This is a genomic window from Xanthomonas albilineans (genome assembly GCF_009931595.1).
Classification (GTDB): domain Bacteria; phylum Pseudomonadota; class Gammaproteobacteria; order Xanthomonadales; family Xanthomonadaceae; genus Xanthomonas_A; species Xanthomonas_A albilineans.
Genome location: NZ_CP046570.1, coordinates 2,122,766 through 2,139,846 on the forward strand (window position 1 = coordinate 2,122,766; position 17,081 = coordinate 2,139,846).

The following is a 17,081-nucleotide window of genomic DNA, read 5'->3' on the forward strand; positions in this document are numbered from 1 at the left end:
GAACGAATCGGCTGTATATTACATAGACGGATGACCATCGACGCAGTTGCCGGATCATCGGCAACAAGGGGTCTGCTGTAACGCCGATTGGCAGTATAATGACATTGGCATAAGAACTATCCGGGTCGAGGCATACGTCGACCCGGATCCGGTGGCCGTCCGCAGCTATGAGCCACTGGCTGGATAGATGGCATGGCATCTCATTGTCGTTCAAAAGTAGTTCAATTGGATTTATCATAGCGATTTTTCTGTTTTTTACTCGGAAAAAGAAACGAAGAAGTTTTTCACTGCGGTCACCACGTGCGGCATCTTCAAAATATTGGCATGTGAGGTTCCGGAAATTTCCAAATAATCCGCCTCCCGCCAGGCTGCCGCATAGGCTTGACCTTCAGCCAAATTAACCACTTCGTCGTCTCGACCCTGGATGATTAGGCCACGCTGTGGTCGTGGCATATTCGCGATGATGGATGATGGATCCTGCATCGTCAGATCATCACAGCCCTGATGGGAATTCAGCATGACCTTAAGAGTGCTCATCTCTTTATCAGTCAAGCGATGCATGCGTTGAAAATACTCAAACACCATAGAAGCGTGAAAGACACCCGATATCGTGACAAAATTATTGATACGCAACCCGCGGGCGATCGCATACCAAATCCAAAGGTTGCCAATCGAATGGGCCACAACACCGTGCAGCGCCCCTTCCCTGCAGATAATTTCTGCGAAAGCAGCAGCGACATCATCTGTCGAAAGTTTATAACTGTTGCTATTGCTTTCATCGGAAAAATCGATAAGCAAGGTGCGCCAACCTGATTCTGCAAGCGCATGAGCGATCGAGGCGAATTGGCTTCCCCTTCCGCTCACCCCATGGACGAGCAGAATATTCGGGCCATCTCCCATGCTGCGCAGACCCACCCGCGTAGATTTTAGTGTAAAGCCACGCTCAGGAAGGGTTGACCAAAATCGACTCTCTTCCAGTGGACGTTTCGAGCGATGAAATAGATGCCATCGCTCGAAATATCTATCCATCGCTCTGACGGAACCTGGCTCCCGTTCGGATTTCAATCGGGCAGACTCTTTCATGGTGTCGCCATCGTGGCTGGAAGCGGACATGCAAGACGAGGAGGAAGAATGGCATCAACAGAAACCGTCTTGATCGGCAACTTTGAAAAGCCTCTTAAAACGCTGTTGAGTTGCCGCTCAGGAGGTTCCGATAAGACTATTAGTCTTGCGTGCCTCACCAATGCAGCGATAACCGCGCGGCCTAACCGTCTTGCCAGCCTTTGACCGATGCAGGCATGGACACCGCTGCCGAAACTGAGCGGACGTGACATGGGACGGTCGATACGAAAATCTCGACTGTTATCGAAAACTGCTTCATCATGGTTCGCGGAACCAAAGAGTATCGCGACTTTCGCATCGACTGGAAGGCTATAGCCATCTACCACAAAGGCCCGTTTCGTAGTACGCGCTATGATCTGCGACGGAGAATCGAATCGAAGCGCCTCATTGTAGGCGGCCGGGACTAGTGAAGGATTTGCACGTAGCATTTCCCATTGGTCACGATGGGTTGCTAGGCAATAAATCGCGTTTCCGATCGAATGCACCGTAGTATCGACGCTTGCAACGATTAGCGTCGAAAGCAGTTTGTCGGCTTCGAAGTCGGTAATAACACCTTGCGTGACAGCATCCTTTATCGCCGCACCGACGCTACCGGGTTCGAGCCTGTTGATGAAATAACCGAGAAGGGATTGCCCCTTCTGCATCGCCGCCAATCCGTTATTGACCCGTTCCCTGGCGGTCTTCTCGATAGTATTTGTGAGCGGACCATAGGCATTGAAATGCGCGTCAGTGAAAGCTGCTAACCTATGCCTACCGGTTTGCGGAAGGCCGAGAAGATCGTAGATCGCATTTTGGGTAACGGCTCGCGCCAGATCCGAAATGGCATCAAACTGCTCCTGTTGGACAAGGCTTTTGACCGTCTGATCGGCAATCACATCGATCTTTGACTCTAATATTGATAGCCTCTCAGCCATGAGTGCCGAATGCAGGACCCTTCGCAACCGGTCATGCTCTGGCGGGTCACTTGCCTGTATGGTAACGCCGACCTGGTAGGAATCCATCACGGCATTGAGTGTTACACCTTTTGCGGCTGAGAACGCATCATGATCCTCAAGAGCCTGCTTTGCCACTTGGTAACGGGTAAGAGCAAAGGCATTACAGCAAGACAGAAAGACGACAGGTCCGAGGACTCGCAATATTTCATAGCTATCATACGGGTCGGACAGACAACCTTCTGAAAACAAGTCAATGTCCGAAACGGGCGGCGTTTTTAGCACGGAATACCTCCCGAATTTAATAATAGAATAAATTTCTTTAAAGATGTCGCTTTACGGAGAAACCCCTGTCGCGTCATGAATTTTTCATGCGCCCTTTTATGTCCATTCGCATCGAAATCGTGCGGCCAGCATATTTACGTAGTGGATCCATAGGATGTTCGAAGTAGCAGAGTTAGCCAACCATAATAGCAGTCAAGCAACACAAGCTCAACTTCAAAGTGCAAAAAACCGCACTAACGCAGGATGCCCGCACGGGAAAGCAGTACAGCCATTAAGTCCCGAGGAGCGCCCCGTCCTGCATTGCGTCAGCATCAGATCGATTACCAGACACCTCAGGCACAGTACGTCGACATTATCGCGTGAACTTGGTCACCAGGACGATGCGACGTACGTTGCCAACCTTCCCGCCCATTGAATCGCCCCGGGCTTGAGCAGGCTTCAACTCTTGACAAAATGAAGCCATGAAGAGTTCGAACAAATTCTCACCTGAGGTTCGTGAGAATGTGGTGAGGACGGTGCAGTAGTAGCGTGAGGATTACCCGTCGCTATGAGCGGCCATCGAGTCGATCGCACTCAAGACTGGCTGCGTGCCGCAGACGCTGCACGAATGGGTCAACCGTGTGGAAGTCGATACCGACGTGCGAAACGGCGTCACGGCCAGCGAGGCCCAGCGCATGAAGGACCTGGAGCGCGAGAGTAAGTAAACCTGATTATCCCTGATGCTCAGTTGTGGGAATTGCTCGCCGCACGCAGAACCGTCTGATACGCCCAGAGTTTCCTAGACATCTCATGGCCATGGGAAATGGCAGATTCGGAAGTGTCCATGAGTAGCAAGCGGTATCCGGATGAGTTCAAGGTCGAGACGGTCCGCCAGGTGGTGGCGCACGTCGCCGAGCGGCTAGGCGTCACCACGCACAGCCTGTACGCCTGGCTACGCAGGTTCGGCAAGCCTGGCGTGGTGCAGCGTGCCGAGTTAGACCAGAGCCTGGAGGTTCGGCGCCTGAAGGCCGAGTTGCGCCGTGTGACCCAGGAGCGCGACATTCTAGAAAAGACCGCCGCGCACTTTGCCAAGCGGTAAAGGCAAAGTCCGCTTTTATGCAGGCTCATCGCAGGGAAGGAATTCAGGCTGTGTGCGATGTGCCGCGTGTTGCGCGTCAACCGGGCTGGCTATGACGCCTGGTGACGCTCGCCCAACAGTGAGCGCGCCAAACAAGACGAGCGCTTGCTGGGATTGATCGAGCACTACTGGCTTGCCGGCGGTAGTGTCGATGAGCATCGCAAGATCGCCAAGGATCTGCGCGATCTGGGTGAACGTTGCAGTCGCCATCGGGTGCATCGGCTCATGCGCAGGCAGCGGCAAGGTTGGATGTACCTGGCGGTTGTGATCGATCTGTTTTCAAGCCAGGTCGTCGGCTTGGCGATGCGTGACCGGGCCGACGCCGAGCTGGTCGTGCAGGCCCTGTTGTCGGCGGTGTGGCGGCGCAAGCCCACACCGGGTGTCTGGTTCACTCGGACCAAGGGTCGGTCTACACCAGCGATGACTGGCAGAGTTTCCTGGCGCCCCATGGCTTGGTGTGCAGTATGAGCAGGCGCGGCAACTGCCACGAGCGCGAAGCCTGTCCCTGGGGCACAACGCCCCCGTGGAGAGCTTCTTCGGCCTGCTCAAACGCGAGCGGATCAGGCGGCTGCCTATCCCGCCAAGGACGCCGCACCACCGAGGTGTTCGACTGCATCGAGATGTTCTACAACCCCAAACGCCGCCATGGTTCAACTGACGACCTGTCCCCTGTAGAGTGCGAGCGGTGCTACGCGCAACGAGGGTCATGAGTGTCTAAGAAATCCTGGGTGTATCACAGCAGAAAATCGATACTTCGGCCCAGAAGATTTACGCTGGCTCTCACTCACCGTCAGCATCAAACAGGAATGGTGCCTGATGATGAAATCAGTGTCGCGCGCGCGAGCACGGAGAGAAGCTGCCGCCCAGATCCGCGAACGTCAGCCACATCCGCGACGTGCTCCGCGAGCACCTGGAAACATCGCGGAAAAAGCAGTCGCGAGGTGGGTGTATGCAGGATTGATACGCCAAGTTCGACCCCACTTACCTGGGCGAGGCACGCAAGGCGCTTCAAGAAATCGTGCAAGACCTCGCGCGCGACACCACTCGGCTGTCTGCACTTGGTGTCAGTCCGGGGTCAGCCAATGGCCCATATGGGGATGATCGATCCACCGAAACCGCTGTGCTGCTTGGGTTTCGAGTGGTGGGCGGTACAGGGTTCGAACCTGTGACCCCTACCATGTCAAAGCTGGAAAGGCGGACTTTCGAGAATGCTTGCGAACTGTAAATCATTGATTACATATACCACAGGACACTAGCGGACCAGGGCGGATTTCCATACTCTTTCCATACTGGCATTCCCGCCAGCCCTTGGGACCGAGAACATGGCACGCCGCACCGAGCGGAGAACCGCTTCCATTGACCTGAAGAAGGTTGACGCTCGCGACAAGCTGAAACCGCGCGCGAGCAAGGAACCCTATTGGCAACCGCTGGCCGCAGGCCGCTATCTGGGCTTCCGGCCTTCAACCCGACCCGATGGCCTGGGGACATGGCTGGCCCGGTTCCATGACACGGAAACCGGCAAGAAGCCGAACAGGGCCCTGGGCGACTACGGAACCCTGCCCGCCAGCTCACGGTTTGACGCCGCGAAACGGGATGGCGAGGAATGGTTCAGGCACCTGTCGCACGGCGGTTCCACCGATGACGTAACCGTGCGCGAAGCATGCGAACGCTACGCCACCGACAATCCCGACGCGGCAATCCGGTTTGCCCGCTACGTCTATGACGAACCTATTGCCCGGATCAAGCTGCAAAAGCTACGGGAACAACACGTCATGGCCTGGCGCAAGAAGCTGGAAGCCACGCCAGCCGTGACGAACGCGAACAAGAAGCACGGCCCCAAGTGCTACCGTCCGCGCAACCCAGCAACCGTAGGCCGGGACATGGTGCCGTTCCGCGCCGCGTTGAACGCCGCCCTGCGCCGTGGCGAAGTGTTGACTTCACTCGCATGGCGAACCGCACTGCAACCGCCGAAGGATGCGGGAGGACGCCGTGACGTGTACCTAGACCGCCAGCAGCGCCGCGACCTGCTGGACGCCTTGCATACTGATGTTCGAGCCTTCGTTCGCGGCCTGTCCCTGCTGCCATTGCGACCGGGTGCGCTGGCAAAACTGTGCGTTTCCGACTTCGATGCGCGCCGCAACGTGTTGACCATCGGCAAGGACAAGGCAGGCGGCAACCGTAGCATTCTGATTCCCGCCGAAACCGCGGCGATGCTGAAAGAGCAGTCGAAGGACAAGCTGCCGGGCGCACCGTTGTTCATGCGCGCCGATGGCGCAGCATGGAACAAGGACGCATGGAAGGGGCCGATCAAGACCGCCGCTCGTGTCGTGGGCCTGCCCGAGAACACCACCGCCTACGCACTGCGCCATTCTACGATTACCGACCTGGTGACCGGTGGGCTTGACCTGCTGACCGTAGCGCAAATCAGCGGGACGAGCGTGGCGATGATCGAGAAACACTACGGGCACCTGCGCCGCGAACATGCGGCTGCGGCACTGGCGACCTTGGCCCTATAACGAAACCCACCACGGCCAGGACGGCCATCCGAAAGCGGGAAACCCTCACCCGTTGCCGTGGTGTTCCTTTGAAGGGCACAAAGAAGGTGCACCATGGATTTCCCGGCTTACGTTCCTGCGGGCGCGCGCGCCCATATCGTCTGGACGCTGGAAGGTGGCGGCCCAGGGCACTGGCAAGGCGTTAACGCCCTTATCGAGGAGTACCGCGCTAATCCCGATACGAGCGATGCACTTGAACAAGAACGCGCCTGCTACCTACGATTCTCGAACGATGCGCGGATGCGTGACGTTTACGCCGAGCTGCAAAAAGTGTTCACACAAGATGACCAATACGGGGAATTCCTAAGCGCGGCATGGCACGCGCACATGGACTACACCCCGTTCCGTGAGCACATGAAGAAAGCCAAAGGTCTAGCACCGAAGATTGCCAAGGCTGCGCGAGAACTTGCCACGTTATTGAACGAAGCCGGCGAAGTGGGCGGCGGCGTAGCGCCGGATGAATTTTTCTCTATTTGCGAACTGTTGGACAAAACCGACAATACCGAAAACGGCGGGCACAACCAGTACATTTGGGCCGCTGTGCGCAAAACCATCACCGGCACACGTCACGCACCAACATCCGACGATACCGAACTGAAAGCCGATGCAGCACCGCGCGCCGTGAAGACAGTTTTTTCGGATGAAGAAGCCGAAGCCGCACAGCAAGCAGAGCCGAATGCGAAGCTGATTCGTGTAGTTGTAGTGCCAATGAAGGCGGGTGACAAATCGGAACGCGCCCCGGAAGAGGAAGCGCGGAACATGCTGCACTACGCATGGGGGAAGGCCCCGCATTTGCCTACGATCCTGGAAACAGTGGCGCAGGCTGCCGAAGGATGGGCACCACGCGAGAGCGGAGCAATTGGCGCAGCCATCGCCAGCCGCAAGGCGTCTCCCACCACTGAATACCTGCGGGCCTTCTCGGAGCACCTGCGGCGCGATCTACCCGGCGTAATCCTGTCCGGCTCCATCGTGACGGCGATGGCGGGCACTGCAAACGTGGTGCTGAATGACGCCCGTCTAGACGTCTCGACAGATGACGTCCGAAAGGCTATTGCAGCCCGACCTGTGGAAGATTCGAACTGATTTTTCCCCGCGAATCTTCCGGAGCCCCGGAAGATTCGCGCCAAAAATTCACGCCCAATCTCCGTGACGCGGCCCAAACCATTCCCACAATAGGCAATCACTGATTCGCAGCCGTCCGGGCAATCCAGCACGGACGCAGCAAGCGAGACGAAAGGAATCAGTGATGACCGACAACACCTCTCCCGCCTTTGGGCCTTTGGTTGAAACATGCGCCGCGTGGGGCATTTCCCGCACCGTCGCCTTTGAGTTGGCCCGCAACGGCAAGCTTGAAACTTTCAGCATTGGCCGCCGCCGCTATGTCTATCTGGACAGCCTGCGCACCCTACCCGAGCGCTTGGCGGATGATTCCGCAAAGGTGGCCTAACCATGGACCAAAAACAACAACGCCAAGGCCAGCAGCTTGGCGAAATCGCGAAGCTCAAAGCACTACACCACCACTCTACCCGGCTGCCGGACAACTGGCGCGACCGGCTGCCGGACCCTGCCGATTACTACCGCCAACATGTTGCCAAGCTGGGCAGACCGAATGGGAGCGGCTGGGCGCAGGGTGTTTCCCCCTTCCGGGATGAGCGTGAGCCGTCTTTTTCCGTCTGCCAGAGCAATCCGCGCGGTCCCTGGCGGGACTTCGCCACGGGCGAGACCGGTGATCTGGTGAGCTTCCACATGCGCCTGACCGGCAAGCCGTTCAAGGAAGCCGTGGCCGACCTGCTGGCTGGGGTACGCCGATGAACGCGATTCCTGTTGAGACCCCGCATGCCGCCGCACGCCGCATCCTGGGCCACTTCCTGGCCGAGGGCTACCTGCCGACCGGCCTGCACGAATACCGCGATGCTCAGGGCAATCAGGTGTTCTGGCGCGCGCGCTGCAAGCACCCCGATGGCCGGAAGGAAATCCGGCCCTTTCGTTGGAACGGGACGCGCTACGTCCCCGGCGAACCGCCCGCGCCACCGGAGGGCAAGGTGCTGTACCAGTTGCCCGAACTGCTGGCCGCCAATGTCGAGGCCATCGTCTACGTGGCCGAGGGCGAAGCCTGCGCTGATGCCTTGACCGCCCTGGACCTGCTGGCCACCACGTCCGGCAGTAGTTCCAGCGCCGGGGGGACAGACTGGACGCCACTGCGCGGTCGTCGGGTGCGCCTGTGGCCCGACAACGACGCGTCGGGGCGCAAGTATGCCGTCGATGTGGCCGAGCGCTTGCGCGCGCTGGGCTGCGCCGTGGAATGCATCGACGTGGACACCCTCGGTTTGCCCGAGAAAGGCGACTGCGTGGATTGGCTGGCTGCCCGTCCTGATGCCGATGCAGTCGCAGTGAATGCTTTGCCGTTGGCAGAGACGGCGCACGCGGGCGGCTCTGTACAGCATTTCGCTCCGGCACCGCTACCCGATCCGCTGCCGGCAGTGCCGGTATTCAATCCTGCGCTGCTACCCGACTGCATACGTACTTGGTGTACGGACGCAGCCGACAGCTTGCAAGTACCACTGGACTTCACGGCGGTGCCAGCAATGGTGGGATTGGCTGCTGCGTTGGGTGGGCGACACCTCGCAGTGCGGCTCAGGAGGCATGGGCACTGGTACGAAAGGCCCATCCTCTGGGGCTGCGTGATTGGGCGACCGAGTAGCGGCAAGAGTCCAGCCCTATCGCCAGCGCGCCGCCTGTTGGAGAGCGTGACCGGCCCCGAAAGCGACGAGTACGAACGTGCCCGGAAGATGCATGAGGGCAAGGCCATCCTGGCCGATGCGCGCAAGGCGCAAGCCAAGGAGGAAGCCCGCAAAGCAATCAAGAAGGGGATGCCCATCGACCCCGAGGCCTTGGGCGAATCAGCACGCTTTGATGATGAGGCGCCGACAGAACCCCGCCTGGTGGTCAACGACGCTACGGTGGAGAAGCTGGGCGAGCTGTTGAACGAGAACCCGCGCGGGCTAATCCAGTTTCGCGATGAGCTGGCCGGGTGGCTGGCATCTCTGGACCGGGAAGGCCGCGAGCAGGACCGTGCGTTCTGGCTGGAATGCTGGAACGGCACAGGCCCGTACACGTCCGACCGCATTGGCCGGGGAACGATCCGCATTGAGGCATGCGCCGTGTCGATCCTGGGCGGGATGCAGCCGGGCAAGCTGGCCGAGTACGTGCGCGGGGCGGTGCGTGGTGGATTCTCCGACGATGGATTGATGCAGCGGTTCCAGTTGGCCGTCTACCCCGACCTGCCGGCATCGTGGCGCTACACCGACAGACCGCTGGACCGGGAAGCCGAGGACCGCGCGCGCGCTGCGTTCAATCGGCTTCGCGCGCTGAATCCTGCGGACGTGGAGGCAGCGACCGCTGATGCCTGCGACGTGCCGTTCCTGCGCCTGTCCGATGATGCCCAAGGGTTGTTCGTCGAGTGGCAAACCGATCTGATGCAGCGGCTTCGCGCTGGTGACGAACCACCATTCATGGAATCGCACCTAGCCAAGTATCCAGCCCTGGCGGGCCGGCTGGCGCTGGTGCTGCATCTGGCCGACAACGGCACCGGAGCGGTATCAGCCGACGCCATGCTAAAGGCCTTTGGCTGGTGCGAGCATCTGGAACGCCATGCGCGCCGCGTCTATGCCCCGGCCACCGACAACGGCCTGACCGCTGCCCACCTGCTGCTGCGCAAGCGCGACAGCCTGCCCGATGGATTCACCGCCCGCGACGTGTACCGCAAGTGCTGGGCTGGCCTGGATGATCCGGACACCGTGGCCGAGGCGCTGGCGGCGCTGGCCGACCATCACCATGTGATCGAGCTGGCCCAGATGACAAGGGGGCGCCCGTCCGTGGCCTACCGGTGGGCGGCATGAGCGCGTGGCGTGCACGGCTGGCCGAGCTGACCGGCGCAACAGTCCTGGAACCGCCATCGTGCCAACTGACAAAACTGCCAAAAGCCCCTTCTGTCAGTTTTGACAGTAAGCAGGATGGCTCTTCCAGAAAAATCGCGGGGACGGGAAACATGCGCGCCCACCTGCTAGCCCTGGCCGAGGATCAAGGCATCGATGCCGGTCTGGTCCATGCCTTGCCTGATGAGGAAGTGGCCGGCTGTGAGGGGCATGGCGACATGGTCTTGCGAGATTACCTGGGCGCGCTGGAAGCTCGCACGTTCCTGGATCGTGGACTTACTCCGCCAGTCTGGGGCGAACCCGTGGCAGTCACCTGCGATGGCTGTGGCCAGGTTCTGCTGTGGCCCGAGTGCCCGCGCATGGTGAAGGCGTGCCCGTGGTGCTTCCGTCGAAAGGCTGGCAAGCCCATCGCCAGTTTCGTGGAATCACCGCTCGACCGCTGGGCAAGGCAAGACGCTGAAAACACCACCGGCTCGCCGTACTTCCTGCCAAGCGGGCAGAGTCATGACCAATGACCGATAGCTGAGCCATGACAAGGCCCATCCGACCGAACTGCAACGGGAGCGGCGGGTCACGATGCGCCGTATCCCCTTCAGGCGATGAAGTGCTCCTTCCAGTGGAGTCGTATCACTCCATCGCTTGCATGCAGACCTGGGATCAATGAACGCCATCAGCTTGCCCGAACTACCCCCGCAGGCATCGTGTCGCCACGGTGCGGATGGGCTTTTCATGACGTTGCTACCTGTGTGCATGCAGGTAGATCGAACGTGACGCCGCCAACACAACACAGGCATCATTGCATCCCGCCAAACTGCGGAACCCAGATGCGTATTCCGGTGAAGTTGATCACCGCTTCCGATGGAAGCTGATCGCTGATCAGTGGCTATCGGAATCGGTGATCAGAGGTTCCGGAACGGTGATCATCGATCTGGAGCGATATACTTGAACGTGATCGCGCTATCCCCTCAGCGCAACTGATCACCATCATCGGAATCAATGATCAGATTCATCGGAATACGCAACCGCTGACGCTGTAGGGAAATTCTGACGCCACGAAAGTCAGTTCCCTGATGTCCATCGGCTGCCACCTACGCGCATGCCGGACGCGGAGCCATGATGGCCGCTCACCCCGCGTGGCGCCTGAGCAGCGCCAAGCCGGCATCGCGCTATCGCGATCACTCCCTGGGTAGTAGGCTGTTTCTCTCCCTTCCCACAGGTGGAACTATGGCTGTGCGACCTCCTTTTGCCACGCCGTCCTGTGCAGCGCTTCCCCTGCTGCTGACCGCCGTCTTCGCTCACTCTCTGACTGGATGTTCGCGCATGAACACGCCGACCAACGCTCCGACCAATCTCCCTCCCGGCATCCACCTGATCGGGAATCTTCCCGTCGATGCTCATGGCACCGTGCATATCGATACCAGTAAGCCGATTCCATTCGCCGACCATGCGTTCGGGGCTGGCTGTTACGACACCTACGGCTGCAAGGTGCTGTACAACGACAGGTACGAGGCCAATTATCCGGACGATGTCAAACAGATTTCCTCCGCGTCTCTGGGAGATATCTATCCTGACAATATGACCGCAGGTACGATTGGCATCCGAAACTTCCCACACTTCCCGCCTCCTGCGGAGGTGACATGGCGCTCCAAGGACGGCCAGCCGCACCATGCTCTGGTCGATCTAGAAGCCATCTTCAAGGATAAGGTGATCCTGCACCACGTGCCGCAGAATCAGTTGCCGCCAATCCTGCAGGCCGATATCTCTCCGGACATCATCCTGGAAGTGAACGATCGCACCATCAATGTGTATATGAAGGCGATGGTACAGACAACGGTGCTACAGGAGCCAGGTAATAAATATAGTGACTTCCGCAACGACCTGATCCTCGCCTACACCAAAACCTACTGATGGCGTTCTTGCCAGGGAGCATGTAATGAGCAACGAGCATACCGATGCAAAGGCATGGCCGGACGAGGTGGAAACGTATCCGGCTACGGCGCAAGACTTGGCAGCATATGCACACAGTCGCCATGCATTGGCGCAGTTCCAAGCGCCACTCCTGGTCAGCCAACAAAACCCGCACACCCGTTTGTTCGTGGCCTGCTTCGATGGCACCGGCAACGACAAGCATAAGGATCCTCAGCACATCACCAATATTGGGATCTTGTACGATCAAGTACACGCGGCCAACTTCGCTGGTCTTCACAACGTCAACGGCTACTACGTCCCCGGCGTAGGCACCCAGGACGATGCCTTAACGCGAAATCTCGACGGCGCCATGGGCTATAGCTACGGCCCACGGATGGAAGAGATGTACTTGAAGTTCATCAACCAAGCAAAAGAGTGGCAGAAAAAGGATCCACAAGCCGAGATCAGCATTGTGTCCACTGGCTTCAGTCGTGGTGCGGTCACTGCGGCCATGTTCACCCGGATGGTCCATGAGCGTGGCATCCAGAACCCGACTGACATGAAAATCGACCGTGACTCACACGGCCAAATCCTCAAGCTCACTCCCAGGCATCCGCCGTTGGTGCCACCCGGTCGCACCGCGCAGACCGTCGGCTTGCTGGACCCGGTCGCCACCGGCGACATGAATCTGCATGATGTGCGCTTGCCGCCTTCGGTGGTGTCGGGTTTACAACTCACCGCCCGCGACGAACGCCGCGATCTTTTTCCGGCCAAGGATATCCTGCACCCGGGCCATTCCCACGACGGGCGCTTCCTCAATCTGACCCATCCCGGCGCGCATTCCGATATCGGTGGTTACTACCTACTCAATGGTTTGTCCGTGCGCAACGGCAATCTGTTGATCGATTATGTCAACAGCCTCAGCGATAAACCGTTCCTGCAACCGCGTACTGTGCCCAGCGCGCCGGAAATGAACGTCATCCACCGCTCCGAACAACACGGCTCCTATTACACCACCACCATGGCGACGACGCTCGGGCATCGCGTACATGTGCATAACCTGGATGGCACGGGCATGACCCAGGCCCCAAACGACGCCCAAACTCTGGATGCCGGGTTGCGCGCACACTTGCCCCTGCGCCCGGTGGCGGTGTCGCCTGAGCGCACCGATCCGGCGCTGCCGGCGTTCTTCCGGGAGGGACCGCATCCGCATGCGTTAGCGGCACCACCGTTGCCGGCGTACTTGCAGCAAGGCGCAATGCCACCCAAGGCTACCCCGCATGTGGCGGCAGAGCAGGCGAAGACAGTCGAAGCGCCGCCACGGCCACATTCGCCGGAATATCTGGTTGCCTTGGCTCGGATACAGCGCATTACGACGGCGATAGAAAACGGCGACATGGAAACCCTAAGCAAGGAGAGTGAAGCTTTCACCAACTCCCCGCGTGGCCAGGCCATCATGGCGAAGGCAAGCGCGATCGTGCAGCGGGAAGAACAGGAGCGCGCACGGCAGGAGGCACAACGACCACCGCGCGATCCGCGCGAAGCCGGCCATCCCGATCATGCGTTGAACCAAAGCATCCGCGCGCAGGTCGAGAAGCTGCATACACGCAATGGGATATGCCCGACGAACAAGACGCTCGATTACCTGACCGCAAGCGTGGCCTTGAATGCGCGGGAAAGTGGACTGACGCGCGTGGATCAGTTGCACTTCAACGCCGATAAAAGCGTCATTGTGGCCGAGAGAAAAAGTGATGGCTTAGACTTCCTGCCCCGGTTCAGCAGCACGAACATCCAGCAAGCGATGCAGACTCCCCCCGAGCAGGCGTATCAACAGATGGCAGCTGAAACGCAACGTCAGGCGGATGCGCAGCAGATGATCCAACAGCAAATGGCGCAGTCCCGACAGGGGCCATCGCAAGGACGTTAACTGGAATCGACAAGAAGGATTACCTGCATGCACGACGATGAACAGGCCGATTTGGATGTCCACATTGCGGCGATGATCAAGCGGTTCGATGCACGCTGCGACCTGATCGAACACCGTCTTGGCGCACTGGCCGAGCAGCTGCCATCGCAGGTCCAGGAACATCTGGTGCGCTGGTTGCAGAGCGCTTCGGGTCAACTGGAAAGCGTCACCCGCGCCGGACTGGAGCCGCCCCTCGCCGAGGCGCGAGACAGGGTGCAGGGGATTACCACGGCGGCGGATCAGACGGTGCGGGCATTGCAACTCACCCGGCGCGACATGATCTCCATCGTGCGTTGGGTGTGGATCGGGGGCGGCGTGTCGTTGATGTGTGCGCTCGTCGCTTTGGTGGGAACGTATAAAATGCTTTACGGCGACTACGCGACCCGTTATGACGCACTGAGGGCGCAGTTGACTTACCTGGAGGCGATCAACCGCTCGGACATCGTGCCCTGCGGTGATGGCCGGTTATGCGTCAACATCGATGAAAAGGCACCAAAGGTCGGCGACAAGAAGCAGTATCGGCTGGTGAAGCCGAGACCATAGCGGTGACACTCTCATTGCAGGTTGTGAAGCAAGCTTCCCGGAATGGAATGTCAGGCTTTCTGCTGCCCCCAAAGAATTGGGGGAAATTCACTTAAATCCTACTGCTACTCAGGGCGGAGGCGACGTCGAGGGACGTCGCAAGCCGAAACGCTGCCATGGTTCCAATGGCGGCCTGTCGCCTGTAGAGTTCAAGCGGCGCTACGCGCAACGAGGGTCATGAGTGTCTACAGAACCCTGGACGATTCAGTCATTCTTAAACGACTAATGTGCACTTCGCCACTTGTTCGGCGTTTGTGATGGCATGGATCAACTTGGTGCAGGCTTGATTAATGAGGATTTTTTTCATTAACAAGAAAATCAGCATAAGAGGCATAAGAAATATTAACAGGGCACCAGTTTCAGGCGACCACTTTACTACTGAAATTGAAAATGGAAATCCCGTCATGCAGATGGCCCATATCCACGTCATCAGTGTTATGCCGGCTAAACGCATTAAGACTTTGCGCAAGTGCTTAGATTGTGCCGTGCGCTTGCCACCCGATTGTAAGCGCTTCCAAGTCACTGCTGCATGCACCACTAGCCGTGTCAGCATCGCCCCCACGCCAACATGCAGCAGGACGACCACGCTGGCCAGCGCCTGGGCAAGTAAAAGCGCCATGCTGCCTGATCCACGGTAGGCCAGAATGGTCAAGCACGTGGTAACCGAGAGGGACAGGATGGTGATGGTCATCAGGTCGGTGATCTGTTGCGCTGCCTTCTGCCACTGGAAGGGAGGTGATGGCACTTGCTCCACTGCCTGTTTGCCGTAGTCCATTGCGATGTTCCTTGTTCCTTGTTGATAGGTTTGATTCAGCAGTGGAGAAGCGAGACTCTAAATTTTTGGGAAATTTAGAATCTCTGAAATATCTGCTTAGTGCAATCCGTGTATCCAATCGTGCATTTGCTCCCTGGATTTTTTTTCTCACAGTTAACTATTGCTCTGTTGCTTATTTCATCAATAGACGGGCCGGATTCGATGCTTCTGATGACACTTCCTTTTTTTTGCGGTTCGGCAACTGCTACGCATTGATTTTTATAGGCCTGGATGACATGGCACTTTTTTTCAATTCCTCTTTCACAGTTTATTGTGGCGTCATTCTCAGCATCTTCTTTGCTCATTTTGCCTGTTGATATACCGAAGTCATCACCGTCATCTGCTGCAATTGCCCCCCACGTCTTAAGCCATTTCCCTGTAGGGCGTGGTTGTTGTTGTACCGGGTTATCTTGTGGGATAGGTACACAAGATGCCATGTTGCCATTAGCTTGCGCAGGCAGTTGTCCTGGTGGACAACCGCCTTCTGCATAGGCGTTCATTGAGAATAGAAGCGTTGTGATAGTCAGAAAAGCTGCATTCTTCATACTCATGGTCCTTGTTTATTTGGTGTATTTTTTATATTTAATTTCAGTCTTTCCCAGCTTGTCCACGTGAGCCGGGAGGGTGCGTGGATTGGGTAGATTCAGGGCCTTTGAATCTGACTGGTGTTTGAGAGATTCCTGACTGCTCGCGCGAGGCATTAGAAGTGTTTTCTCTTGCTTGCGGCGGCGTATACGAACCAGGCGGTTGCCCCTGTGGTCCTGGGACCGAGGCGGGATTGAAGACGGAGAAGTGCATGAAGTTGGCCATGCTGCCCTGCCACAATACAGCCCCAATCGGGGGTAGGACGACGATCAGTGTGGTGGCGATCAACCCTGCCCACCCCTGCTGCAATGCCTGCGAAGACAAGCCTTCCGCATTGCCTAGCGAGATGATCTTCGCTCCCCAGTAGGCCGCCGCGATCCTCGCCGTCATCTTCAATGCGATCGCCGTGACTACCGACAGCACCGACATCGAGAACAGTGTGCCGATCACGTAGAACAACCAACGTTTGAACAGGTCCTTGGTCTGGTCGAAGATCAGGAACAGGATGAAGATCGGTCCCACCCCGATCAGGAAGGCCATGGTGAATTTGAACATCAGCAGCATCACCCCGGCCATGATCGGCGGACCGGCGGTGCCGAAGCCGGCCATCAGCAGCGCGCGGCCTTTCTGCTCGATGGCTTCCGTGTCGCGCGCGTCCACCTGCACCGCGTCCAAGGTGCTCAGCGCCAATTGGGTGTAGGCGAGGTTCTCGTCGATGGCGTCGGCGGCGGTGCTGTCCTTCTGACCGGTGAACAGCCAATGGATTTCCTTGTCCAGGCCGTCGGTCATGGTTTTATGCAGCATCGTGCCGTTGGCGCCTATCCCGGCGGCAATGCCCAGGATCACCGTCACCTTGCCGGCCTTGATCATGGTCGCCATGGCCGATTCGCGTAATTGCCCGCTGGCGATGCGATAGCCTAGCAACAGCACCCAGAAGGTGGTGGCGGTCAGCGCGATGACACTTACCCACTGCATGGCGCGGGCCATCACGTCCATGCCGAAGGTGTCGATCTGGTTACTGAGGTAGTTGTTGATCAGCCGGAAGAAGACGTAATCCCCCAGGCTTGTGTCCGCCAAGGGGTGTAACCAGTTCATCGATCCATCGAACATGCTCATGGCCTTGCGCCTTTATTGAGAGTGGTAAACGAAATCTAGTGAAGGGGGAGATCAGTTGGACAGGGGCGATACCAGTAAGGCGTTGGCACGACCCGAACCAGATGCAGCGCGCGTTGCAGATACCTAGCGCAATGGACGCGCCAGGCACGTAGATTGCCCACACA

General features: G+C 58.2%; 14 protein-coding genes and 2 pseudogenes. 11 read left to right on the plus strand and 5 right to left on the minus strand.

What is annotated here, in order from left to right; genetic code table 11:
- Window positions 1-255 precede the first annotated feature (255 nt).
- Both XaFJ1_RS08920 and XaFJ1_RS08925 read right to left on the minus strand, forming a co-directional pair.
- The gene (locus XaFJ1_RS08920) at window positions 256-1,083 is read right to left on the minus strand and encodes an alpha/beta fold hydrolase (protein WP_155393672.1); all 828 of its coding nucleotides are present in this window, start codon (window positions 1,081-1,083) and stop codon (window positions 256-258) included.
- Window positions 1,080-2,339 carry a cytochrome P450 gene (locus XaFJ1_RS08925; protein WP_012916342.1) on the minus strand — a complete coding sequence of 420 codons (1,260 nt, stop codon included), beginning with the start codon at window positions 2,337-2,339 and terminating at the stop codon, window positions 1,080-1,082. Before XaFJ1_RS08925 ends, XaFJ1_RS08920 begins: the two co-directional genes overlap by 4 nt.
- Window positions 2,340-2,800: 461 nt before the next feature.
- Between XaFJ1_RS08925 and XaFJ1_RS08930 the strand changes: the two are divergent.
- The 11 genes and pseudogenes from XaFJ1_RS08930 to XaFJ1_RS16165 all read left to right on the plus strand — a co-directional run.
- Window positions 2,801-3,040, plus strand: a pseudogene (locus XaFJ1_RS08930) (IS3 family transposase); the annotation flags it as partial.
- A gap of 122 nt (window positions 3,041-3,162) precedes the next feature.
- Window positions 3,163-4,166: pseudogene (locus XaFJ1_RS08935) on the plus strand (IS3 family transposase).
- A 612-nt stretch (window positions 4,167-4,778) separates the two neighbouring features.
- Complete coding sequence (locus tag XaFJ1_RS08940; protein ID WP_012916347.1) at window positions 4,779-5,972, plus strand: tyrosine-type recombinase/integrase; 1,194 nt, start codon at window positions 4,779-4,781, stop codon at window positions 5,970-5,972.
- Window positions 5,973-6,065: 93 nt separating this feature from the next.
- Window positions 6,066-7,094, plus strand: coding sequence for a hypothetical protein (locus tag XaFJ1_RS08945; protein WP_045762305.1), 1,029 nt, complete (start codon window positions 6,066-6,068; stop codon window positions 7,092-7,094).
- A 163-nt stretch (window positions 7,095-7,257) separates the two neighbouring features.
- Window positions 7,258-7,458 (plus strand): hypothetical protein, encoded by a 201-nt coding sequence (locus tag XaFJ1_RS08950; protein ID WP_012916349.1) that lies wholly within the window; start codon window positions 7,258-7,260, stop codon window positions 7,456-7,458.
- Between the two features lie 2 nt (window positions 7,459-7,460).
- Window positions 7,461-7,823 carry a CHC2 zinc finger domain-containing protein gene (locus tag XaFJ1_RS08955; protein ID WP_012916350.1) on the plus strand — a complete coding sequence of 121 codons (363 nt, stop codon included), beginning with the start codon at window positions 7,461-7,463 and terminating at the stop codon, window positions 7,821-7,823.
- Window positions 7,820-9,910, plus strand: a complete 2,091-nt coding sequence (locus tag XaFJ1_RS08960; protein WP_012916351.1) for a YfjI family protein — start codon at window positions 7,820-7,822, stop codon at window positions 9,908-9,910. The genes XaFJ1_RS08955 and XaFJ1_RS08960 overlap by 4 nt, the downstream gene beginning before the upstream one ends.
- Window positions 9,907-10,461, plus strand: a complete 555-nt coding sequence (locus XaFJ1_RS08965) for a hypothetical protein (protein WP_155393673.1) — start codon at window positions 9,907-9,909, stop codon at window positions 10,459-10,461. Before XaFJ1_RS08960 ends, XaFJ1_RS08965 begins: the two co-directional genes overlap by 4 nt.
- 805 nt (window positions 10,462-11,266) lie before the next feature.
- Window positions 11,267-11,854, plus strand: a complete 588-nt coding sequence (locus XaFJ1_RS08970; protein WP_045756903.1) for a hypothetical protein — start codon at window positions 11,267-11,269, stop codon at window positions 11,852-11,854.
- Window positions 11,855-11,879: 25 nt separating this feature from the next.
- Complete coding sequence (locus XaFJ1_RS16160; protein ID WP_012916354.1) at window positions 11,880-13,781, plus strand: XVIPCD domain-containing protein; 1,902 nt, start codon at window positions 11,880-11,882, stop codon at window positions 13,779-13,781.
- Window positions 13,782-13,808: 27 nt separating this feature from the next.
- Complete coding sequence (locus tag XaFJ1_RS16165) at window positions 13,809-14,363, plus strand: hypothetical protein (protein ID WP_012916355.1); 555 nt, start codon at window positions 13,809-13,811, stop codon at window positions 14,361-14,363.
- 253 nt (window positions 14,364-14,616) lie between these two features.
- Here XaFJ1_RS16165 and XaFJ1_RS08985 read toward each other — a convergent pair whose 3' ends face one another.
- The 3 genes from XaFJ1_RS08985 to XaFJ1_RS08995 form a co-directional block, all read right to left on the minus strand.
- Window positions 14,617-15,177 (minus strand): hypothetical protein, encoded by a 561-nt coding sequence (locus tag XaFJ1_RS08985; RefSeq protein WP_012916356.1) that lies wholly within the window; start codon window positions 15,175-15,177, stop codon window positions 14,617-14,619.
- Window positions 15,178-15,251: 74 nt separating this feature from the next.
- On the minus strand, window positions 15,252-15,761 hold the full coding sequence (locus XaFJ1_RS08990) for a DUF4189 domain-containing protein (protein ID WP_012916357.1): 510 nt from the start codon (window positions 15,759-15,761) through the stop codon (window positions 15,252-15,254).
- A gap of 43 nt (window positions 15,762-15,804) precedes the next feature.
- On the minus strand, window positions 15,805-16,917 hold the full coding sequence (locus tag XaFJ1_RS08995) for a TrbL/VirB6 family protein (RefSeq protein WP_012916358.1): 1,113 nt from the start codon (window positions 16,915-16,917) through the stop codon (window positions 15,805-15,807).
- Window positions 16,918-17,081 lie beyond the last annotated feature (164 nt).